The following is a 22,477-nucleotide window of genomic DNA, read 5'->3' as shown; positions in this document are numbered from 1 at the left end:
AGGGGGCGCCGGGCGGTCACCGCGTCCCCCGGGGTTCGCGGCCCGGACCCGCCGGGCCGGCGAAGGCCTGGGCGATGTCCAGCCAGCGGTCGGTGTCGGGGCCCTCGGCGGTGAGGGCGAGGTCGGCGCGGTGGGCGCGCTGGGTGACCAGCAGGCAGAAGTCCAGCGCGGGCCCGGTGACCCGCTGCCCGGCGTCCTCGGGCCCGTACGCCCACACCCCGGCCCCGTCCGGGGCGGTGAGCTCCACCCGGAACTCCCCCTCCGGCACCGCGAGTCCGCGCACGGCGTACGCGTAGTCCCGCGCCCGCACCCCGATCCGCGCGACGTGCCGCAGCCGGGCGGTCGGGGCCCGCCGCGCGCCGAGCGCGTCGGCGACGTCCTGGCCGTGCGCCCAGGTCTCCATCAGCCGGGCGCTCGCCATGGAGGCGGCCTTCATCGGGGGCCCGTACCAGGGGAAACGGGCGTCGGGCGAAGCGGCGGCCAGGGCCCGGTCCAGCGCCTCCCGCCCGGCCCGCCACCGCGCCAGCAGCTCGGCGGGCGCCAGCCGCGCCCCTTCCTCCGCCCCCTCGTCCACGAAGGACTCCGGCGCCTTGAGGGCCGCCTCCACCTCCCGTGCGAACCCCTCGGCGTCGGTGAGCGCGAGCAGCGCGGCCCGGTCGGTCCAGTGCAGGTGCGCGATCTGATGGGCGACGCTCCACCCCTCGGCGGGCGTCGGCCGCGCCCACTCGGACGCGGCCAACCCCCCTACGAGGGAGTCGAGTTCACGGCCCTCCTCGCGGAGATCGGCGAAGACGGCGACGACGGACGGCTCGGGCACGGCGTGCTCCCCTCTCGGCGTGAGGGGAAGCCTGGCAGCACCCCGAGAAACAATCAAGCACGCTTGCATGATTTCCATCCGAACGCGTCCGATTCCCGCCACCCGCCAACCAGTCGGCAACACAGGGGACTTGACCCCACCATCCCCTTCCCCGAGGCCCGGGCGCCGGGCACCCCGCACCCGCACGCGCGATTCCGGCCGTACGCCCACAAGCCCCCGAACACGCCCCGCGCACCCCGCCGATACTGAGTGCTCCCGCTCACGCCGCCGGAGCAGAAGCAGCCCCCCCCCGCATCCGAATACGTCCATGCCGCTCGACGACGAGGATGATCCGACGTGCACCCAGCTGCCCACTCGCTCTACCCCGACCTCGACGCCACCGCCCTCGGCGCCTTCGCCGCCGCCCTCGAAAGCGGGGAGTGCGCCGGACTGCCGCCCGCGCGCGCCGCCGACGTCGAGGCCGTGCGGGCCGTCGCCGTCTTCAGCCGGGGCAAGGTCACCGGCGCCGACGGTGACCTCCTCGAAGCCGCGCTCTGGCGGCACACCGGGTCCGCGCCCCGGCCGGCGGTCGTGATGCCCGCCCCCTGGACGGACCTCGGCTGGCTCGCGTACGCCGTCCAGGCCTCCCGGTTCGCGGTGGGCGGCTACGACGTCCTCGCCTACAGCCCGCGCGGGTTCGCCGCCTCCGAGGGCCACGCCGACTTCGCCGGACCCCTCGACGTCACCGACGGCCGCCACGCCCTGGACCACCTCCTGGAGCGCGCCCCCGGCCCCGTCACCCGGATCGGCTTCCTCGGCGTCTCGTACGGCGCCGGCATCGCCCAGCTCGTCGCCGCGCACGACGCCCGCGTCGACGCGGTGGCGGCGCTCAGCGGCTGGGGCGACCTCGGCGAGGTGCTGCGGGAGCACTCCACCCGCCGCACCGCCGCCGTCCACGCCCTGCTCACGGCCGCCCCCCGGGCCAGGCTGAGCCGGCCGGCGCAGCGCGCCCTGGAGAACGTCCTCGCGGGCCGGGACCTCCACGAGAGCCTGGCGTGGGCGGAGCCGCGCTCACCGTTCACGCACCTCAAGGAGCTGGGACGGCGCCAGGTGGCGGTCTTCTGCGCCCACGCCTGGCACGAGACCCTCTTCCCCGCCGGGCAGGTGCTGCGGATGTTCCAGGAGCTCGGCGGGCCCAAGCGCATCGACCTGTCCATCGGTGACCACTGCGGCCCCGAGACGACCGGCCTGACCGGACTGCCGAACCGGATCTGGACGGACGCCCAGCGCTGGTTCGGCCACCACCTCCGCGGGGACGGCAACGGCATCGACGGGGAGGGCGAGGTCCTGTCCGAGGTGATGTGGAGCCGGGCCCTCGAACCCTCCCCCACCTGGCCCGTCCCCACCCGCCACATCCGCCGCCTGCACCTCACCGGCACCGGCGAACTGGCCGACCGGCCCGACCCCGGCTGGGCGGCGGGCGTACTGTGCGGGGTCGCGGCCCCGGTGGCCGTCGCGGAGGCGGTCGCCCGCTCCGGGTCCGCGGAACTGGCGGGCCGGCCCAGCTCCTACCCGGCCGCCGCCGTCATGGACCGCACGGCGGCCGCCGTGTGGACCGCCGCCCCGGCCCCGGACACCACCCGCCTGCGCGGCACCCCGCGCCTGCGCGTCACCTACCGGGCCGCGAACTCCGGCTCCACCTTCGTCGCGTACCTCCTGGACCTGGCGCCCGACGGCTCGGCCCGCCTGATCACCCATGCCCCGTTCAGCGACCTCGACGCCCCGCCGGACAGTCTGATCAGCGCGGACATCGACCTCCAGCCCACCGCGTACGACCTCCCGCCGGGCCACCGCGTCATGCTGGCGCTGACCCCCCGAGACCCCCTCTACGCGGACGCCAACCTCCCCCGCGCCACCCTGTCGTTCACCTCCCCGGAGCCGACGCCTTCGTACGTGGAGCTGCCGGTGGGGTGAGGATTGCGCTTACGGGTAGGACCTCAGGACTTCTGTGCCCGTACCGCGCCCATGCTCGCCGCGATGACCAGGGCGATCGCCAGGGCGTCCAGCAGGGAGAGGGCCTGGTGGAGGACCAGGAAGCCCGCCGTGGCCGCGATGGCCGGCTCCAGGCTCATCAGGATCGCGAACGTCGGCGCCGGGAGGCGGCGCAGGGCCAGGAGTTCCAGCGTGTAGGGGAGCACCGACGAGAGCACCGCCACGCCGAGGCCCAGGGCCAGGGTGGCCGGCGCCAGGAGGGCGGAGCCCGACTGGGCCACGCCCAGGGGGAGGGAGATCACCGCCGCCACCGCCATCGCCAGGGCCAGGCCGTCCGCCTGGGGGAAGCGGCGGCCGGTGCGGGCGCTGAAGACGATGTACGCCGCCCACATCGCGCCCGCGCCCACCGCGAAGGCGGCGCCGAGCGGGTCGAGGGAGCCGAGGCCGAGGCCGCCGCCGCCGTGGGTGGAGAGGAGGGCCACGCCGGCCAGGGCCAGGCCCGCCCACAGGAGGTTCACCAGGCGGCGGGAGACCAGGACCGAGAGGGCCAGCGGGCCCAGGACCTCCAGTGTGACCGCCGGGCCCAGGGGGATGCGGTCGATGGACTGGTAGAAGAGGCCGTTCATGCCCGCCATGGCCACGCCGAAGGCGAGGACGGTGCCCCAGTCGGAGCGCGTGTAGCCCCGTACCTTCGGCCGGCAGACCAGCAGGAGGACCAGGGCGGCGGCCGCCAGCCGCAGCGTGACCACGCCGGCCGCGCCCGCCCTCGGCATGATCATGACCGCGAGGGCGGCGCCGAACTGCACCGAGACCCCGGCCGCGACCACGAGGGCCACCGGGCCGAAGCGGCCGCCGGGGCCGCCGCGGGCGGCCTTGAGCCGACTGGCGGGGGTGGCGGACTGCGGCTTGGTGCGGGTGGCGGGGGTCGCTGGGGTTGCGGGGGTTGTCGTGGGGGAGGGCGAGGCTGCGGGCATTTATCCAGGTTAAGGGGTCGGTAAGGGTCGTGCCTCCGTGTTCTCTCTTACATCGGCTGCTCGTCCGGGGGGAGGGCTTCCGCAAGGAGCTCCGCCAGGTGCCGCGCGCGGTGGCCGGAGAGCTGGGCGATCTGGGTGCGGCAGGAGTAGCCGTCCGCCAGGACGGCGGTGCCGGGGGCGGCGGACCGGAGGGAGGGGAGCAGCTGTTCCTCCGCGCAGGCGACGGAGACGGCGTGGTGGCCCGGCTCGAAGCCGAAGTTGCCCGCGAGGCCGCAGCAGCCGCCGCTGAGCTCCCCGGTGAGCCCGGCGCGCTCGCGCAGCCGCCGGTCGGCGCCGTCGCCGAGGACGGCGTGCTGGTGGCAGTGGGTCTGGCCGGCGACGGGCCGGTCCAGGCGGGGCGGGGCCCAGTGGGGGGCGTACTCCTCAAGGGTCTCGGCGAAGGTGCGGACCGCCGCCGCGAGGCGGTGGGCCCGCGGGTCGTCGGGGAGGAGGGCGGGGAGGTCGGTGCGCAGGGCCGCGGCGCAGCTGGGTTCCAGGACGAGGACGGGGCCGGCGGCCTCGCCGAGGGTGTCCAGGGTGCGGCGCAGGACCTTGCGGGCGCGGGTGAGGCGGCCGGTGGAGACGTAGGTCAGGGCGCAGCAGACCGGGCCGTCGGGAACGGTGACGGAGAGGCCGGCGGACGCCAGTACGCGGACGGCGGCGCGGGCGGCGGCGGGGGCGAGGTGGTTCGTGAAGGTGTCCGGCCACAGGGTGACCCGGGGTGGCGCCGCGGCCGCCCCGGCCGCCCGCCCTTCCCGGGTGGCCGCCCGCCGTTCCCCGGTGGTCGCCGGCCCTTCCCCGGTGGCCGCCCGCCCTTCCCCGGTGGTCGCCCGCCCTTCCCCGGTGGCCGCCCGCCGTTCCCGGGTGAACGGCACCCCCGCCACCTCGGGCAGCCTCCGCTCCCGGGCCAGCCCCGGTACCCGGAGCACCTTCCCCGCCGCGTTGACCGGCCCGGCCGCCCGCAGCCGGGCGATCAGCCGGAGCCAGGTGGGCAGGCCGCCCAGGAGGTAGTGGGACAGGGGGCGCGGGCGGCCCCGCCAGTGCCGGTCGAGGAACTCCGATTTGTACGCGGCCATGTCCACCCCCACCGGGCAGTCGCTGCGGCAGCCCTTGCAGCCCAGGCAGAGGTCGAGGGCTTCGGCCACCTCCGGCGAGCGCCACCCGTCGCGGACGATCTCCCCCGCCAGCATCTCGTGCAGGAGCCGTGCCCGGCCGCGCGTGGAGTGCCGTTCCTCCCCCGTGGCCCGGTACGAGGGGCACATCACCGCCGGGCCGCCCGTCTCCTGGGAGCGGCACTTCGCGACGCCGACGCAGCGGGCTACCTCGTTCCCGAAGGGGGTCCGGGGCAGGACGGCGAAGCGGAGGTTGTCGTCCAGGCGGGCGGGGCGGACGAGGATGCCGGGGTTCATGCCGCCCGCCGGGTCCCAGACGTCCTTGTAGGCCGCGAAGAGGTCGATCACCTCCGGCGGGTACATGCGCGGCAGGAGTTCCGCGCGGGCCTGGCCGTCGCCGTGTTCCCCCGACAGGGAGCCCCCGTGGGCGACGACCAGGTCGGCGAGCTCGCCGGAGAAGGAGCGGTAGCGGGCCACGCCCGCGGCGGAGGCCAGGTCGAAGTCGATCCGGATGTGCACGCAGCCCTCGCCGAAGTGCCCGTACGGGGTCCCCCGCAGCCCGTGCCGGGCCAGCAGGGCGCGGAACGCGCGCAGGTAGGCGCCGAGCCGGGCCGGGGGGACGGCGCAGTCCTCCCAGCCGGGCCAGGCCATGCTCCCGTCGGGCATGCGCGTCGCGGTGCCGGCGGCGTCCTCGCGGATCCGCCAGAGCGCCCGCTGCGCCGCCGGGTCCGCGACCACCACCGCGTCCAGGGCGTCGGCGGCCCGGACGAGGCCGCGCGCGGCTCCCTCGTCCCGGGTCTCCACGAACAGCCAGGCCCCGCCCCGGGGCAGCCCGGCGGTGTCGGGGACGAGGTCCTGCGCCATGCCCTCCACTGTCAGCGGCCCGTGGGGCAGGAGCCCGGCCGCGGCGTCGGCGGCGGCGCTCTCGTCGGGGTAGCCGAGTACCGCGAGGGCGGGCGCGGGCGGGAGTTCCACGAGGCGCACCACGGCCTCGGTGACCACCCCGAGGGTGCCCTCGCTGCCGCAGAAGGCCCGGGCGAGCCGCACGCCCCGTTCGGGGAGGAGGGCGTCGAGGCCGCCGTAGCCGGAGATCCGGCGGGAGAACCCTCCGGCCATGCCCGTGCGCAGGGCCGCGAGGTTCCCGGCGACCAGTTCCCGCAGGCCCGGCGGGGCGCCCGCCCAGCCGTCGGCGAGCCGGTGGCGGGCGCCGCCGTACGTGGTCACCGCCAGCTCGGCCACGTTGTCGGCGGTGGTCCCCCAGGCCACGGAGTGGGCCCCGCAGGCGTTGTTGCCGATCATTCCGCCGAGGGTGCAGCGGGAGTGCGTGGACGGGTCGGGGCCGAAGGTCAGGCCGTACGGGCGGACCGCCTCCCTCAGCCGGTCGAGGACGAGTCCGGGCTGGACCACGGCGGTGCGGGCGGCCGGGTCCACGGACACCAGGGCGTTCATGTGCCGGGTGAGGTCGAGGACCACGCCGACCCCCGTGGCCTGGCCGGCGATGGAGGTGCCGCCGCCGCGCGGGACGACGGGGACCCCGGCGTCGGCGCACACCCGCAGCGCCGCCGCCACGTCCTCGGCGTCGCGCGGGGCGACGACGCCGACGGGCACGCGCCGGTAGTTGGAGGCGTCCATCGTCACCAGCGCCCGGGCGGCGGCCCCGAAATCCACCTCCCCGCGCAGCTCGGCCCGCAATGTCCGTTCGAGTTCCCCAGGAGACGTCACGGGCCACATCTACCCATCAGCCGCACATCACCCTCCGGTGTCTCACCGGGTGGACGCGCTTCCGACGGCCGGTCCGGGACCCGATACGCTCCGCACGTGGCTGAGATCCAGATTCCCGCTGACATCAAGCCCGCCGACGGACGCTTCGGCGCGGGCCCCTCCAAGGTGCGGACCGAGGCGCTGGACGCCCTCGCCGCCACCGGTAACTCCCTGCTCGGTACCTCCCACCGCCAGGCCCCGGTCAAGAACCTGGTCGGATCGGTGCGCCAGGGCCTCCGGGACCTCTTCTCCCTCCCCGAGGGCTACGAGGTGATCCTGGGCAACGGCGGCTCCACCGCCTTCTGGGACATCGCGACCGCCGGCCTGATCGAGCGGAAGTCCCAGCACCTGACCTTCGGCGAGTTCTCGTCCAAGTTCGCCAAGGCCGCGAAGCTCGCGCCGTGGCTGGACGAGCCGTCCGTCATCTCCTCCGAGCCGGGCACGCACCCCGAGCCGGTGGCGGAGGCGGGTGTCGACGTGTACGCGTACACGCACAACGAGACCTCGACGGGTGTGGCGGCGCCCATCAAGCGCGTCGCGGGCGCCGACGCGGGTTCGCTGGTGCTGGTGGACGCGACCTCGGGTGCGGGCGGCCTGCCCGTGGACATCACCGAGACCGACGTCTACTACTTCGCCCCGCAGAAGTCCTTCGCCTCGGACGGCGGCCTGTGGCTGGCCGCGTTCTCCCCGGCCGCGCTGGAGCGCGCGGCGCGCGTGCACGCGTCGGGCCGGCACATCCCGGAGTTCTTCTCGCTGCCGACGGCGATCGACAACTCGCTGAAGAACCAGACGTACAACACCCCGGCGCTGGCCACCCTCTTCCTGCTGAACCAGCAGCTGGAGTGGATGAACGGCCAGGGCGGCCTGGAGTTCACCACCTCCCGTACGGCGGCCAGCGCGGCCAACCTGTACGGCTGGGCGGAGGCGTCGAAGTACGCCGGCCCGTTCGTGCAGGACGCCGACAAGCGCTCGGCGGTCATCGGCACGATCGACTTCGACGACGAGATCGACGCGGCGGCGGTGGCGAAGGTGCTGCGCGCCAACGGCATCGTGGACACCGAGCCGTACCGCAAGCTCGGCCGCAACCAGCTGCGCGTCGCGATGTTCCCGGCGATCGACCCGGCGGACGTGCAGGCGCTGACGGTGTGCATCGACTACGTGATCGAGCGCCTCTGACCGCGGTGTCCGCCCACTGACGCGAGGGGAGCCCCCGGTGCCGGAAGGCACCGGGGGCTCCTCCCGTTCCGGGGCCCCGCCCCCGGCGGCGCCGTCGTGTTCGCCCACCTCACGGGCAAGACCCGGCCGCCCACGCGATACCTTCACAGCAACAGGTGGAGTCAGCACAGCATGTGGAGGCAACGGCGTGAACGTGCGAGTGACGGCGGCCCCGAGCGGCATGGACCCCTTCAGCACCGCCCGGCTGCGGCGCACGGTGCTGGACGCGTGGGCCGCCGGACCCGCGCGGTTCCGTGAGGACGCCAACGCCGAGGAGGACCTGGCGCTCGGCGGCTACCGCGACCGGCTCGCGATCGAACTGGCGCAGAACGCCTCCGACGCGGCCGCCCGCGGCCGCGTCCCCGGCCGGCTGCGGCTCACGCTGCACCCCGCCGTCCCCGGCGAAGACGGCCACGGCGTGCTGGCCGTCGCCAACACCGGTGCCCCGCTGGACGCGACGGGCGTGGAGTCGCTGAGCACCCTGCGCGCCTCCGCCAAGCGCGAGGGCGCCTCCTCCGCCCACACCGTCGGCCGGTTCGGCGTCGGCTTCGCCGCCGTCCTGGCCGTCTCCGACGAGCCCGCCGTCCTCGGCCGGCACGGCGGCGTGCGCTGGTCCCTCGCCGAGGCCCGCGAAATGGCCCGCGAGGCCGCCCACTTCAGCCCCGGCCTCGGCGACGAACTGCGCCGCCGCGACGGCCACGTCCCGCTGCTGCGCCTGCCCTTGCCCGCCGAGGGCACCGCCCCCGACGGCTACGACACCGTCGTCGTCCTCCCGCTGCGCGACGCGGCCGCCGCCGACCTCGCCGAACGCCTGCTGCACGGGGTCGACGACGCCCTCCTGCTCACCCTCCCCGGGCTGACCGAGGTCGTCGTCGACACCCCCGCCGGCGGCACCCGCACCCTCTACCGGCACAACGACGGCCCCTACACCGTCATCGAGGACTCCGCCTCCGGCACCCACCGCTGGCGCACCGTCCAGGCGAGCGGTCCCCTCACCCGCGAACTCCTCGCCGACCGGCCCGTGGAGGAACGGCTGCGGCCCACCTGGAGCGTCACCTGGGCCGTCCCCGTCGACGCCGACGGCGCCCCCGAACGCCCCCGCACCGCGCCCGTCGTCCACGCCCCCACCCCCACCGACGACCCCCTCGGCATCCCGGCCCTGCTCATCGCCTCCCTGCCGATGGACACCTCCCGCCGCCACCACGCGCCCGGACCGCTGACCGACTTCCTGGTGGAGCGCGCCGCCGACGCCTACACCGGACTCCTCGCCGCCTGGGATCCGGTGACCCCCGCCCTGGTGGACCTCGTCCCCGGCCCGCTCGGCAAGGGCGAACTCGACGGCGCCCTGCGCGCCGCCGTCCTCCAGCGACTGCCCCGCACCGCCTTCCTCGCCCCGGCCGCCCCTCCGAGGACCTGACCCGGCTGCGCCCCTTCGAGGCCGAGGTGGTCGAGGGCGCCGGAGCCGACACCGTACGCGTCCTCGCCGACGTGCTCCCCACGCTGCTGCCCGCCGGGCTGGAGCGGCGGTCCGAGCTGCGCACCCTGGGCGTGGGCCGGCTCCCGCTCGGCGACGCCATCGAGCGGATCGCCGGCATCGAACGCACCCCGCAGTGGTGGCACGACCTCTACGACACCCTCGCCGGGGTCGACCCGGACCGGCTGTCCGGGCTGCCCGTACCGCTCGCCGACGGCCGCACCGCGATCGGCCCGCGCCACATCCTGCTGCCCGGCCCCGACACCCCCGCCGACCTGGCCCGGCTGGGGCTGAAGGTGGCCCACCCGGACGCCGCGCACCCCCTGCTGGAGAAGCTGGGCGCCCTGCCCGCCACCGCCCGAGCCGTCCTGACCACCCCGCAGATCCGGGCCGCGGTGGCCGGCTCGCTCGACGTCGGCGAGATCTGGGACGAGGACTCCGACGCCCCCGACGCCGACGAGCTCGCCGAGATCGTCCTGACCCTGGTCCGCGACGCCGGCCTGGCCCCCGGCGACGAACCGTGGCTGGGCGCGCTGGCCCTGCCCGACGAGGACGGCGAACCGACCCCGGCCGGGGAACTCCTCCTCGCCGGCAGCCCCCTCGCCTCCGTCGTCCGCGAGGACGAGATCCCCTACCTGGACCCCGACCTGGCCGCCCGCTGGGACGCCGACACCCTGGCCGCCTGCGGGGTGCTGACCACCTTCCAGCTGGTCCGCGCCACCGACGTCGTCCTCGACCCGGACGAGCTGGAGCCCCGCGAGGGCGACTACGCCGAGCCCGACGACGCCGGGCTGCTCGACGCGGTCGACGTGTGGTGCGAGGACCTCCTCGACCAGCTCCCCGACTCCCCCGTGCCGCCGGTCGCCACCGAGCTGATCGCCGTACGCGACCTCGACCTCGTCGACGACGACCGCTGGCCCCAGGCCCTGGCGATGCTCGCGCAGCCCCCGCTGCGCGACGCCCTCACCCAGCCGGTGCGGGTCCTGCTCCCCGACGGCACCACGCAGTCGGTGCGCCCGTACACCGCCTGGTGGCTGCGCGACCACCCGGTCCTCGACGGCCGCCGCCCGGCCGGCCTGCGCGCGGCGGGCGGGGACCCGCTGCTGGCCGGCCTGTACACCCCGGCGGACGCGACGGGCTTCGAGGACGAGCAGGTGCTGCGCGCCCTGGGCGTACGCACCACGGTGCGCGCCCTGCTGGAGGAGCCGGGCGGCGCGGCCGAGCTGCTGGGCCGGCTCGCCGACCCGGACCGCGAGGTGTCGGGCCGGCAGCTGCACGGGCTGTACGGGGCGCTGGCCGACCTGGACCCGGAGCAGGTGACGCTCCCGGACGAGCTGCGGGCGGTGGTGGACGGCGAGGTGGTCGTCGTGGACGCGGCCGAGGCGGTCGTCTGCGACGCCCCCGACCTGCTGCCGCTGACGGCGGGCCTGCCCCTGCTCCCCGTCGCCCCGTCGCGGGCGGCGGACCTGGCGGAGCTGTTGCAGGTGCGGCGGCTGTCGGAGACCGTCCCGGCGGAGGTGACCACGCCGGGCGAGGAGCACGAGGTCCCGGACTCGGTACGGGTACTGCTGGGCCCCTCGGCCCCGGCGACGTACGTGGAGCACGAGGAGCTGGTGGCGGGCGGCACGGAGCTGGACTGGCGCCTGACCCCGGACGGCGTGCTGCACGCGGCCACCCTGGAGGGCGTGGCGGCGGGCCTGGCCTGGGCGGCGGGCCAGTGGCCCCGGCGCTTCGAGGTCGCGGCCCTCCTGGAGGACCCGTCCCGCACGGCGGAACTCGCGCGGGACAGGTGGTTCGACTGACGCAGGCCCCGCCGCCGGCCGGGCGGGCGGACGCGCCCGGCCGGCCGGAGTGGGCCTACGCCGCCGGGGCGAGCTCGCGCTGCGGGGTCGCCGGGACGAACGTGAGGCCGTTGCGGTTCAGGCTCAGCCGCAGGTTGCCCACGCGGCGCAGGATCAGGCCCACGGCCACCGCGGCCGCCAGGGAGACCAGCCCGCCCGCGGCCATGCCCAGCCGGGCCCCGTAGGTGTCGGTGATCCAGCCGACCAGCGGGGCGCCGACGGGGGTGCCGCCGGTGAAGACCATCATGTAGAGGGCCATCACCCGGCCCCGCATCTCGGGGTCGGTGGCCATCTGGACACTGGAGTTCGCCACGACGTTGACCGTCAGCCCGAACATCCCGACCGGCACCAGCAGCACCGCGAACAGCCAGAAGCCGGGCGCGGAGGCCGTCACCAGCAGCAGGGCGGAGAACAGCACCGCCGCCGTCACCAGCACCCGCAGCCGGGTGTTGCCGCGCCGGGCGGCCAGCAGGGCGCCGGCCAGGGAGCCGGCCGCGATCAGGGTGTTGAACAGGCCGTACGTGCCCGCGTCCGCGTGGAAGACGTCGTCGACGAAGGCCGACAGCCAGATCGGGAAGTTGAAGCCGAAGGTGCCGATGAAGCCGACCAGGACGATCGGCCAGACCAGCTCGGGCCGGCCGGCGACGTAGCGCAGGCCCTCACGCAGCTGTCCCTTGGCGCGCGGCCGCGGCTCGACCGCGTAGAGCTCGCGGGTGCGCATCATCAGCAGCGCGGCGATCGGCGCCGCGAACGACAGCCCGTTCAGCAGGAAGGCCCAGCCGGAGCCGACGGCGGTGATCAGCACGCCGGCGATCGCCGGGCCGACCAGCCGCGCGGACTGGAAGTTCGCGGAGTTCAGGCTGACCGCGTTGGCGACCTGCGCGGGGCCGACCATCTCGGAGACGAAGGTCTGCCGGGCCGGGTTGTCCACGACCGTGACCAGGCCGAGCAGGAACGCGGCGAGGTAGACGTGCCACACCTGGACGTGTCCGGCCAGGGTGAGCGCGGCGAGCGCGACGCCGGTCAGGCCCATCGCGGTCTGCGTGGCGATCAGCAGCGGCCGCTTGGGCAGCCGGTCCGCGAGGACGCCTCCGTAGAGGCCGAACAGCAGCATCGGCAGGAACTGCAGGGCGATGGTCACGCCCACGGCGGACGCGGAGCCGGTCAGGGAGAGGACCAGCCAGTCCTGCGCGATGCGCTGCATCCAGGTGCCCGTGTTCGACACGACCTGGCCTGCGGCGAAGAGCCGGTAGTTCCGGATCTTCAGCGAGCTGAACGTCGAGTGCGAGCGGGTGCCCGGTCCTCTGGTCCCGCTCGGGGTCTGGGGGGTGGGTAGGTGGCCGGGTGCGGAGTTCCCTCCGGTTCCGGTACTCAAAAGCGTTCGCCTCCTGGCGTCGTTCCTATAGGTGCGCGAGCTTCTCCAGGACGGGGGCGGCGGCGCGGAGCTTGGCCCATTCGTCCTCGGTGAGCTCTGCGGCGAGCCCGGCCAGGAAGGCGTTGCGCTTGCGGCGGCTCTCTTCGAGCATCGCCTCGGCCACCTCCGTCTGGCTGACCACCTTCTGGCGGCGGTCGTCGGGATGCGGTTCCAGCCTGACCAGTCCCTTGGCCTCCAGCAACGCGACGATGCGGGTCATCGACGGCGGCTGGACGTGCTCCTTGCGGGCGAGCTCACCGGGGGTGGCCTGGCCGCAGCGGGCGAGGGTGCCGAGGACCGACATCTCGGTCGGGCTCAGCGATTCGTCGACGCGCTGGTGCTTCAGGCGTCGGCCCAGCCGCATCACGGCGGAGCGCAGGTCGTTCACGGCGGCAGCGTCGTCGCCATGGGAGAGGTCGGGCATGTACTTAGAATAACTCATTACTCTGGCTAACGAACGCAGGGGGTGACGGACGGGGCGGGGAAGGGGTCCGGAGAACGGATCCGGCCGGATCACTCGTACGGGTGAGTCGGGCGCAGAAAGGGACGCGCGCGCGTGCCCTGTGGCCCGACCCTTTCGGCATGGGGACACATGTGCTGAGCATGCGCATAGACGGGGAGCTGCTGGAGCGGCTGAGGCACCACGCCGCCAAACGCGGAATGAGCGTCCAGGACTATGTCGTCCGGACGCTCATTCGCGATGACTTCGACGAGCGGTTCAAGGCCGCCGTCGACGAGACGGAGAAGTTCTACGGGCTTACGTGAGCCCCAGGGCCGGCATCGCGTAGTAGAAGACGAAGACCGCCGAGACGGCGTACATCGCGGCCGGGACCCCGCGACCCCGGCCCGTGGCCAGGCGCAGCACGCAGAAGCTCACGAAGCCGATGCCGATGCCGTTGGTGATCGAGTACGTGAACGGCATCATCACCATGGCCATGAAGGCCGGGACGGCGATGGTGAAGTCGCTCCAGTCGATGTCCCGGACCGAGCCGGCCAGGATCAGGAAGCCGACCGCGACGAGGGCGGGGGTGGCGGCCTGCGAGGGGACCATCGTGGCCAGCGGGGTCAGGAACAGCGAGACCGTGAACAGGCCACCGGTGACCACGTTGGCCAGGCCCGTACGGGCGCCCTCGCCGACGCCCGCGGTGGACTCCACGAAGCAGGTGGTGGCGGAGGACGAGGTCGCGCCGCCGGAGGCGACGGCCAGGCCGTCGATCAGCAGGACCCGGTTGATGCCGGGGAAGGTGCCGTCGGGCTTGGTCAGCTTGGCCTCGTCGCCGACGCCGAGGATGGTGCCCATCGCGTCGAAGAAGCAGGACAGCAGGACGGTGAAGACGAAGAGGATGCCGGTGAGCACGCCGACCTTGCCGAAGCCGCCGAAGAGGCTGACCTGGCCGACGAGCCCGAAGTCGGGGGCGGCCACGGGGTTGCCCGGCCACTGCGGGACGGTCAGGCCCCAGGCGAGGTCCGGCAGGTCGGCGACCAGCTGCACCGCGACCGCGACGACGGTCATGGCGACGATGGAGATCAGGATCGCGCCGGGCGTCTTGCGGATCAGCAGCGCGATCGTGAGCAGCACGCCGACGACGAAGATCAGGACGGGCCAGCCGTGCAGGTGGCCGTTGCCGCCGAGCTGGAGCGGGACCGTGGTGTGGGCGGCGTCCGGGATGCGGGTGACGAAGCCGGAGTCGACCAGGCCGATCAGCATGATGAACAGGCCGATGCCGATCGCGATGCCCTTGCGCAGGCCGGTCGGGACGGCGTTCATGACCCGCTCGCGCAGACCGGTGGCGACCAGCAGCATCACCACGAAGCCGGCCAGGACCACCATGCCCATGGCGTCGGGCCAGCTCATCCGCGGGGCGAGCTGGAGGGCGACGACGGTGTTGACGCCGAGGCCCGCGGCCAGGGCGATCGGGACGTTGCCGATGACACCCATGAGGAGGGTGGAGAAGGCGGCCGTCAGGACGGTGGCGGTGACCAGCTGGCCGCCGTCGAGCTGGTGCCCGTACATGTCCTTGGCGCTGCCGAGGATGATCGGGTTCAGCACGATGATGTAGGCCATCGCGAAGAAGGTCGCGAAGCCGCCCCGGACCTCGCGGGCCACGGTCGAACCGCGTTCCGAGATCTTGAAGAAGCGGTCGATGCCGCCGGTGGGGGCCGCGGGGGGTGCCGAGGTGGTCATGCGGTCCTCAAACTGGGTCGAATTAGCGGTTCCTACGAAGGAATCCGGCCGTAGGCAAACCGTTTCAGTATGAACACATGAACGGATGCCAGTCCATCTGCGCGCGTAGACCCCGAATCCGGCCACCTAGACTGGTCCGCATGGCGAAGTGGACCCCTACGCACGAGGCGCCCGAACCCCTGGAGGGGCCGGTTGTCGCCACCATCACCGGCGGGACGATCCTCTGGTTCGCCATGTTCGTCGTCCAGCTGCCCTTCTACGGGTGGTTCGCCGACCACGAGCTGTTGTGGTGGCTGTGGACCTGCGCGGCCGGCGGCGGGCTCGGCCTGATCGGCATCTGGTACGTCCGCGGCCGCGACGCCGCGATCAAGAGGCACGCGGCGCAGGAGGCGGCGGCCCGGGCCGAGGACGGGCAGCAGGCCGGACCGGCCGGCCAGGCGGGCCCCGGGGCGTAGTCCGGCCCGGGGACGACGGGCACGGCGCCGGAGGGCGCGGGCGCCGGAGGGCCCCCTACGGGGGCGACCCGGGGACGATTCCGGTCATCCTGAAGTCGGATCTTCCCCCCGCTCGGCGGGTGGAGCGGAGGAACGCCCTTTACCGTCGAAAACATGACCCAGTCGGCGAGGATCGACCATGACGGGCCCGAGCGGCCCGGCGCCGCCATCGACGCGGGAGCCGAGCTGGACCCCGTCCACCCGGTGAAGCCCCCCGCCCCCCGCTTCAGGCCGGGCGGCCTGACCACCGCCGAGGTCGCCGAACGCGTCGCGCGCGGCGACGTCAACGACGTGCCGCTGCGCTCCTCGCGCTCCACCGCCGACATCGTCCGCGCCAACGTCTTCACCCGCTTCAACGCCATCATCGGCGTCCTGTGGGTGATCATGCTGTTCGTCGCGCCCCTCCAGGACAGCCTGTTCGGCTTCGTGATCGTCGCCAACACCGGCATCGGCATCATCCAGGAACTGCGCGCCAAGAAGACCCTCGACGGGCTCGCCGTCATCGGCGTGGCGAAACCGAGCGTGCGCCGCGACGGCACCACCGCCGAGATCTCCACCTCCGAGATCGTCCTGTCCGACGTCATCGAGCTCGGCCCCGGCGACAAGGTCGTCGTCGACGGGATCGTCGGCGAGGCCGACGGCCTGGAGATCGACGAGTCCCTCCTGACCGGCGAGGCCGACCCGGTCCTGAAGAAGCCCGGCGACCAGGTCATGTCCGGCTCCTTCGTGGTCGCCGGCGGCGGCGCCTTCACCGCGACCAAGGTCGGCCGCGAGGCCTACGCCGCCCAGCTCGCCGAAGAGGCCTCCCGCTTCACCCTCGTCCACTCCGAGCTGCGCACCGGTATCTCCACCATCCTCAAGTACGTCACCTGGATGATGGTCCCAACCTCGATCGGCCTGATCATCAGCCAGCTCGTCGTCAAGGACGACAACCTCAAGGACGCCATCGCCCGCACCGTCGGCGGCATCGTCCCGATGATCCCGGAGGGCCTGGTCCTGCTGACCTCCGTCGCCTTCGCCGTCGGCGTGATCCGGCTCGGCCGCAAGCAGTGCCTGGTCCAGGAGCTGCCCGCCATCGAGGGCCTCGCCCGCGTCGACGTCGTGTGCCTCGACAAGACCGGCACCCTCACCGAGGGCGGCATGGACGTCACCGAGCTGCGCCCGCTCGGCGGCGCGGAGCCCGGCTACGTCAAGAAGGTCCTCGGCGCCCTCGGCGAGTCCGACCCGCGCCCCAACGCCAGCCTCCAGGCCATCATCGATGCCTACCCCGACAGCGCCGAGTGGCGCTGCACCGAGTCGCTGCCCTTCTCCTCCGCCCGCAAGTACAGCGGAGCCAGCTTCAGCGAGGGCGACGGCGAGAACAACACCTGGCTGCTCGGCGCCCCCGACGTGCTCCTGCCCAGCGGCGACCCGGCGCTGGAGGAGATCGACGGCCTCAACGAGCAGGGGCTGCGGGTCCTGCTGCTGGCCCGCTCGGCCCGCGAGCTCGACGACCCGGCCGTGGCCAGCGGGGTCAGGCCGACCGCCCTCGTCGTCCTCGAACAGCGGCTGCGGCCCGACGCCGCGGACACCCTGCGCTACTTCGACGAGCAGGACGTCAAGGCCAAGGTCATCTCCGGCGACAACGCCGTCTCGGTCGGCGCGGTCGCCGGCAAGCTGGGCCTGCCCGGCGCCGCCGGCACCGTCGACGCCCGCCACCTGCCCGCCGAACGGGAGGAGATGGCCGCGGTCCTCGACGGCAACGCCGTCTTCGGCCGGGTCACCCCGCAGCAGAAGCGGGACATGGTCGGCGCCCTCCAGTCCCGCGGCCACACCGTCGCCATGACCGGCGACGGGGTCAACGACGTCCTCGCCCTCAAGGACGCCGACATCGGCGTCTCCATGGGCTCGGGCTCCGAGGCCACCCGCGCGGTCGCGCAGATCGTCCTCCTGAACAACAGCTTCTCCACCCTGCCGTCCGTGGTCGCCGAAGGCCGCCGGGTCATCGGCAACATCACGCGCGTGGCGACCCTGTTCCTGGTCAAGACGGTCTACTCGGTGCTGCTGGCGATCCTGGTGGTCTGCTCCCAGGTCGAGTACCCCTTCCTCCCCCGCCACCTCACCCTCCTGTCCACCCTCACCATCGGCGTCCCGGCGTTCTTCCTGGCCCTGGCCCCGAACAAGGAACGGGCCCGGCCGCACTTCGTACGGCGGGTCATGCGCTACGCCATCCCCGGCGGGGCGGTCGCGGCGGCGGCCACCTTCACCTCGTACCTGATCGCGCGGGCGCACTACTCCGGGCCGGACGCGCTGACCTCGCAGACCAGCGCGGCGACGCTGACGCTGTTCCTGACCTCGCTGTGGGTGCTGGCGATCATCGCCCGGCCCTACACGTGGTGGCGGGTGGCGCTGGTGGCGGCGATGGGGGCGGCGTTCCTGGTGGTCCTGGTCGTCCCCTGGCTGCAGCACTTCTTCCAGCTGAGGCTGGAAGGGGTCACGATGCCGTGGATCGCGGTCGCGATCGCCGCGGCGGCGGCGGCCCTCGTCGAAGCCGCCTTCCGCTGGGTGGACCACCGCTTCCCGGCGTAGCACCCACCCCGCGGCTATCGTCGGGGACATGAGGCTGTTCGCCGCCGTGCTGCCCGAGCCGGGGGCCGTCGCCGAGCTGCGCGAAGCGGTCCGGGCGGCACCCCGCACCGACGACCTGCGCTGGACCGGCGAGGCCGGCTGGCACTTCACCCTCGCCTTCATGGGCGAGGTCGAGGACGACCGCCTCCCCGAACTGCACGCCCGCCTCGCCCGGGCGGCAGCCCACACCGCCCCCTTCCGGCTCCGCCTCCACGGCGCCGGACACTTCGGCCGCCGCGCCCTGTGGATCGGCGCGGCGGGCGGGCTCGACGCGCTGCGGATGCTCGCCGAGCGGGCCGACGCCGCCGCCCGGCGGGCCGGGATCCCGATGGAGCAGCACCGCCGCTACACCCCGCACCTCACCCTCGCCCGCGCCCGCCACGACGGCGCCGACCTCGGGCCCTGCCTCGACGCCCTCGCCGGGTTCGAGGGCACGCCCTGGCAGGTCGACACCCTCAGCCTCGTCCGCAGTGACCTGCCGGTCTCCGGCGTCGCCGGGGAGCAGCCGCGCTACGAGGTCGTCGGCGCATGGCCCCTGACCGCGCATGAGCACTAATCGGACGCTCAGGCACGGTTTTGGGAAAACCTTTCACATCCGGCAGCAAAGGATCCGGTCAGCTCTTGCCCCGCCGCCGCCCACCCGGTGTGATGCGCGAGTCCTGTCGCTGAACCGGACGCGCCGCGCTCCCCCGCGCGGGCCGGGGGGGACGGCCGGGGGCACGGCTGACCGGAACCAGCCGTGCATCCGAACAACGAGGTCGAACCACACCGTGCGTCACATATCTCCCGTCGCCACCCTCTTCGCCGTCGCGGTCCTCCCGCTCGCGCTGACCGCCTGCTCCACCACCCCGAAGGCCGCCCCGAGCACCGCCCCCAAGGCCGCGGCACCCAAGGCGGCCGCCACCCCCGAGGCCGCCGCAGGCGCCCCGGCCACCGACGGCCCCAACAAGGGCCTCCTGACGGGTACGCAGCTCAAGGCCGCCCTCGCGCCCGCCTCCTTCTTCGCCACCGGCTACACCGCCGACCCCGCGGACGCCCGCGACACCGGTCCCGCCTACCGGAAGCCGGTCACCGCCGACGTGCCCACCCCCGACTGCACCCTGCTCGGCGGGACCGCCTGGACGAACATCACCGGCATCACCGGTGTCTCGTTCGCGCAGAACGCGTACGTCAACAAGAACACCTCCGAGGAGTACGCCCAGGAGATCGACGTCTACCAGGGCACCACCTCGACCAAGGTCCTCGGCGCGCTCGGCATGCTCTCCAAGGCCTGCCCGAGCTACACGGACGAGCAGACCCACGGCAAGGTGACCGTCACCGAGAAGCCCCTCGCCGGCGTCGGCGACGGCGCCTGGGCCATCACCGAGACCAGCGCCGCCTGGGACGGCGGCACCACCCTGGTCGCCGCCCGGGTCGGCACCTCGGTGGTGACCGTCCTCGTCAGCAGCAGCGGCACCGACAAGGGCCTGGCCGGCGCGACCAAGCTGACGAACCAGCTCGTCGGGAACCTCAAGGGCAAGGCCTGACCCCGTAGTACCGCCACCGCTGCCGCTCCCGCCCCGCAGGAGCGGCAGCGCCCTCGGGAGCGGCACCGCCGCGCGCCCTCAGGCCCCCTGATGGGTGATCGTCACGTACAGGTACTCGTCCAGCAGCTTGGCCAGCGGCAGCCCCGGCCGCCCCAGCTCCGCCGCCAGCGCGGCCTCGTCCAGCCCGCCGCTCTCCGCGAGCGCGGCCCGCGCCCAGGCCCGGCCGGCCGTCAGGTGACGGGCGAAGGCCGCCTCGTCCCGGGCCCCCCACAGACGCTGGGCGATCGCCGCGTCCCAGGGCATCACCGTCTCGGGCCGCAACGCGAACAAGGCCTTGGCGGCTGCCGTCGGACCGAGGGTCCGGCGCCCGACGGGCAGCGCGGCCAGCTCCCCGAACGCGGCGGCCAGCAGCCCGATCTCCCGGTCGGACAGGGCCGCCAGCCGGGCGCCGGGCAGGCCCCCGTGCCGGGACCACCACCGCTCCAGCCCCTCCCCGAGCAGGTCGGGCTCGCCCTCGCGCGGGTAGCGGATCCGGCAGCCCCAGGTGTTGAGCCAGCGGTGCAGGGCCGCCCGGTGCGCGGCGCCGGACAGGTCCAGCCCGGGCGCGGTGTCCGCGCACAGCGCCAGCCAGCTGCGGTCCACCCCGGGGAACGCCCCGAACACCTCGGCCGCGGCCCGCAGCCGGGCCAGCCCCGGCGCGGGCGGCAGGCCGCCCTCCGCCCCGCCCTCCAGGTGCGCGCGGGCCACCTTGGCCGGCACGCACATCCGCCAGGCGCCGGTGACCAGTTCCTCCAGCTCCGCCACGCCGAGGGCGGCCATCCGCGCCTCGACCCAGTGGTAGCGCATGTCGCCGGCGCCCGGCAGGAAGAACTTCTCCGGCTCGGCGGCGATGAGCGCGGCCCGCTCCTCCTTGGGGAAGGCGAAGCCGAGCTCGGTCTCGTCCCGCGAGAGGGCGAGGTAGACGATCCGGCCTATCCGGAACTTCACCCGGTCGCGGACCAGGTGTTCCTCGGTGCGCGGCAGCGCGAGCGCCAGCCGCCGTACGTCGTCGACTGTGACCATGACGGAAGTCTCGCAGCCCCCGGCACGGGGGCCGGGCGCCTTCGCGTTAGTCTCGACGGGTGGATCCCAAGACCAGAAACCGTGTCATGGCCGGTGTGCTCGTGCTGATGTTCGTCGTCGTCGCCGTGGCGGCCGCGGTCGGCCAGTAGCACCGCCCCGCGGCCGCCCCACGGCCGCCTCGCCGGGACCGGCGCCTACCAGGCGAAGGCCTCCGGCGACGGACCCGGGCCGGGGAAGATCTCGTCCAGTCCGGCGAGTACCTCCTGCGACAGCTCCAGCTCCACCGCCCGCAGCGCGGACGCCAGCTGCTCCCGCGTGCGCGGGCCGACGATCGGGCCGGTGACCCCCGGCCGGGTCAGCAGCCAGGCCAGCGCCGTCTCACCGGGCTCCAGGCCGTGCTTGTCGAGCAGGTCCTCGTACGCCTGCACCTGCGCCCGCACCGCGGTGTCCGCGAGGGCGTCCGCGGTACGGCCGGAGGCGCTGCGCCCCTCGGACGCTCCGGCGGCCTGCTTGCGGATGGCCCCGCCGAGCAGTCCGCCGTGCAGCGGGGACCACGGGATGACGCCGAGCCCGTACTCCTGCGCGGCCGGGATGACCTCCATCTCGGCGCGCCGTTCGGCGAGGTTGTAGAGGCACTGCTCGCTGACGAGCCCGAGCCGGCCGCCGCGCGCGGCGGTCTCGTTGGCCTGGGCGATCTTCCATCCGGGGAAGTTGGAGGAGCCCGCGTAGAGGATCTTGCCCTGCTGGACCAGGACCTCGACGGCCTGCCAGATCTCCTCGAAGGGGGTCTGCCGGTCGACGTGGTGGAACTGGTAGACGTCGATGTGGTCGGTCTGCAGCCGCTTGAGGCTGGCGTCGACGGCGCGGCGGATGTTGAGGGCGGAGAGCCGGTCGTAGTTGGGCCAGGGCTCGCCCTCGGGGGCCATGGAGCCGTAGACCTTCGTGGCGAGGACCGTCTTGTCGCGGCGGCCGCCGCCCTGGGCGAACCAGGTGCCGATGATCTCCTCGGTGCGGCCCTTGTTCTCGCCCCAGCCGTAGACGTTGGCGGTGTCGAAGAAGTTGACGCCCGCGTCGAGCGCTGCGTCCATGATGGCGTGACTGGTGGGTTCGTCGGTCTGCGGACCGAAGTTCATCGTGCCGAGTACGAGTCGGCTGACCTTGAGGCCGGTGCGTCCGAGCTGCGTGTACTTCATGGGGGCCAAGCCAACTGCTTGGAGTGCGCTCGAGGCAAGACCCCCGTTCCTCCGGCGCGTTACGTGTCGTCGGCCGGGCGGTAGGGGCCGCCGATGCCCCAGGCCTGGTGGAGGACGGCCGCGAACTCCCCGGCCAGGCGGTGCTCGCCGGAGGCGTTGGGGTGGGTGCCGTCGTAGGTGTCGCGGTGGATGTCGTACGCCTCCGGGCGCGCGGCCAGCAGCACCGGCGAAGCGGCGTCGGTGAGGTCGGCGACGGTCTTGGCGAGGAGTTCGTTGAAGCGGACGACCTCGGCGGCGAAGGGGGCGTCGTCCTCGGCGCGGACGTTGGGTATGACCGGCAGGAGGACCATCCGGATGCCGGGGCGGGCCTCGCGGGCGGCCGCGATGAACGCGCGGACGTTCTCGGCGGTCTGGTCGGCCTTCGTGTAGAAGCCGAGGTCGATCAGGCCGAGGGAGACGAGCAGCACGTCGGCCCCGCTCTCGCGGACGGCGGGCCCGATGAGCGGGGCCATGTGCTGCCAGCCCTCGCCCCAGCCGGCCAGGTGGCGGCGGGCGGCCGCCGGGAAGCCGGGGGCGGCGTAGCCCTCGCCGGCCGGGGTGTCACCGGCGGCGTCGTACAGCGCGCTGCGCGGTCCGACGATCTCGAAGCAGCCGTCGCCGAGGGTGGCGCGCAGGTGCTGCCACATCCGGTAGCGCCAGGTGAAGTCGCCGGCGCGTCCGATGGTCATGGAATCGCCGACGAACATGAAACGCATCCGGTCATCATCGCGGATCACGCGGCGCGCACCCCTG

General features: G+C 74.2%; 16 protein-coding genes and 1 pseudogene. 8 read left to right on the top strand and 9 right to left on the bottom strand.

All coding sequences use genetic code 11. The annotated features are described in order from the left end of the window. Window positions 1-16: 16 nt before the first annotated feature. The gene (locus B4U46_RS20045; RefSeq protein WP_079429112.1) at window positions 17-817 is read right to left on the bottom strand and encodes a TIGR03084 family metal-binding protein; all 801 of its coding nucleotides are present in this window, start codon (window positions 815-817) and stop codon (window positions 17-19) included. A gap of 336 nt (window positions 818-1,153) precedes the next feature. Between B4U46_RS20045 and B4U46_RS20040 the strand changes: the two genes are divergently transcribed. Further along, window positions 1,154-2,770, top strand: coding sequence for a CocE/NonD family hydrolase (locus B4U46_RS20040; protein WP_079429111.1), 1,617 nt, complete (start codon window positions 1,154-1,156; stop codon window positions 2,768-2,770). Window positions 2,771-2,793: 23 nt separating this feature from the next. Here the strand turns inward: B4U46_RS20040 and B4U46_RS20035 are convergent, their stop codons facing one another. Beyond that, a complete protein-coding gene (locus B4U46_RS20035) occupies window positions 2,794-3,762 on the bottom strand; it encodes an EamA family transporter (RefSeq protein ID WP_079429110.1) in 969 nt (322 codons plus the stop codon). A gap of 47 nt (window positions 3,763-3,809) precedes the next feature. Next, window positions 3,810-6,545, bottom strand: coding sequence for an FAD-binding and (Fe-S)-binding domain-containing protein (locus tag B4U46_RS20030; protein ID WP_237293338.1), 2,736 nt, complete (start codon window positions 6,543-6,545; stop codon window positions 3,810-3,812). A gap of 186 nt (window positions 6,546-6,731) precedes the next feature. On the opposite strand from B4U46_RS20030, the gene serC reads away from it, so the two are divergent. Further along, a complete protein-coding gene (gene serC, locus B4U46_RS20025; protein ID WP_079429108.1) occupies window positions 6,732-7,850 on the top strand; it encodes a phosphoserine transaminase in 1,119 nt (372 codons plus the stop codon). Window positions 7,851-8,070: 220 nt separating this feature from the next. After that, a pseudogene (locus B4U46_RS20020) lies at window positions 8,071-11,165 on the top strand (sacsin N-terminal ATP-binding-like domain-containing protein). A gap of 55 nt (window positions 11,166-11,220) precedes the next feature. On the opposite strand, the gene B4U46_RS20015 reads toward B4U46_RS20020, so the two are convergent. Both B4U46_RS20015 and B4U46_RS20010 read right to left on the bottom strand, forming a co-directional pair. After that, window positions 11,221-12,579, bottom strand: coding sequence for an MFS transporter (locus B4U46_RS20015; RefSeq protein WP_079429106.1), 1,359 nt, complete (start codon window positions 12,577-12,579; stop codon window positions 11,221-11,223). Window positions 12,580-12,604: 25 nt separating this feature from the next. After that, window positions 12,605-13,042, bottom strand: a complete 438-nt coding sequence (locus B4U46_RS20010; RefSeq protein WP_079429105.1) for a MarR family winged helix-turn-helix transcriptional regulator — start codon at window positions 13,040-13,042, stop codon at window positions 12,605-12,607. A gap of 158 nt (window positions 13,043-13,200) precedes the next feature. Between B4U46_RS20010 and B4U46_RS20005 the strand changes: the two genes are divergently transcribed. Beyond that, window positions 13,201-13,383 (top strand): hypothetical protein, encoded by a 183-nt coding sequence (locus B4U46_RS20005; protein ID WP_007265601.1) that lies wholly within the window; start codon window positions 13,201-13,203, stop codon window positions 13,381-13,383. On the opposite strand, the gene B4U46_RS20000 is transcribed toward B4U46_RS20005, so the two are convergent. Beyond that, entirely contained in the window at window positions 13,376-14,803 is a 1,428-nt protein-coding gene (locus B4U46_RS20000; protein ID WP_079429103.1) for an NCS2 family permease, read from the bottom strand. The two genes, B4U46_RS20005 and B4U46_RS20000, sit on opposite strands and share 8 nt — an antisense overlap. A gap of 140 nt (window positions 14,804-14,943) precedes the next feature. Between B4U46_RS20000 and B4U46_RS19995 the strand changes: the two genes are divergently transcribed. The 4 genes from B4U46_RS19995 to B4U46_RS19980 all read left to right on the top strand — a co-directional run bounded on the left by B4U46_RS19995 (window position 14,944) and on the right by B4U46_RS19980 (window position 19,430). Next, window positions 14,944-15,258 carry a DUF2530 domain-containing protein gene (locus B4U46_RS19995; protein WP_079429101.1) on the top strand — a complete coding sequence of 105 codons (315 nt, stop codon included), beginning with the start codon at window positions 14,944-14,946 and terminating at the stop codon, window positions 15,256-15,258. A gap of 153 nt (window positions 15,259-15,411) precedes the next feature. Then, window positions 15,412-17,865, top strand: coding sequence for a cation-translocating P-type ATPase (locus tag B4U46_RS19990; RefSeq protein WP_079429099.1), 2,454 nt, complete (start codon window positions 15,412-15,414; stop codon window positions 17,863-17,865). Window positions 17,866-17,893: 28 nt separating this feature from the next. Continuing rightward, a complete protein-coding gene (thpR, locus tag B4U46_RS19985) occupies window positions 17,894-18,460 on the top strand; it encodes an RNA 2',3'-cyclic phosphodiesterase (protein WP_079429098.1) in 567 nt (188 codons plus the stop codon). 214 nt (window positions 18,461-18,674) lie between these two features. After that, on the top strand, window positions 18,675-19,430 hold the full coding sequence (locus tag B4U46_RS19980; protein WP_079429096.1) for a hypothetical protein: 756 nt from the start codon (window positions 18,675-18,677) through the stop codon (window positions 19,428-19,430). A gap of 78 nt (window positions 19,431-19,508) precedes the next feature. Here the strand turns inward: B4U46_RS19980 and B4U46_RS19975 are convergent, their stop codons facing one another. The 3 genes from B4U46_RS19975 to B4U46_RS19965 all read right to left on the bottom strand — a co-directional run bounded on the left by B4U46_RS19975 (window position 19,509) and on the right by B4U46_RS19965 (window position 22,440). Further along, the gene (locus B4U46_RS19975) at window positions 19,509-20,492 is read right to left on the bottom strand and encodes an MmcQ/YjbR family DNA-binding protein (protein WP_079429094.1); all 984 of its coding nucleotides are present in this window, start codon (window positions 20,490-20,492) and stop codon (window positions 19,509-19,511) included. A gap of 194 nt (window positions 20,493-20,686) precedes the next feature. Then, window positions 20,687-21,685 carry an aldo/keto reductase gene (locus B4U46_RS19970; RefSeq protein WP_079429092.1) on the bottom strand — a complete coding sequence of 333 codons (999 nt, stop codon included), beginning with the start codon at window positions 21,683-21,685 and terminating at the stop codon, window positions 20,687-20,689. Between the two features lie 59 nt (window positions 21,686-21,744). Further along, window positions 21,745-22,440, bottom strand: coding sequence for a GDSL-type esterase/lipase family protein (locus B4U46_RS19965; RefSeq protein WP_079429090.1), 696 nt, complete (start codon window positions 22,438-22,440; stop codon window positions 21,745-21,747). Between the last annotated feature and the right edge of the window lie 37 nt (window positions 22,441-22,477).

It is taken from the genome of Streptomyces katrae, assembly GCF_002028425.1.
Taxonomy (GTDB): domain Bacteria; phylum Actinomycetota; class Actinomycetes; order Streptomycetales; family Streptomycetaceae; genus Streptomyces; species Streptomyces katrae_A.
The sequence above is the reverse complement of the archived record's forward strand: the minus strand, read 5'-3'. Positions and strand labels throughout refer to the sequence as shown.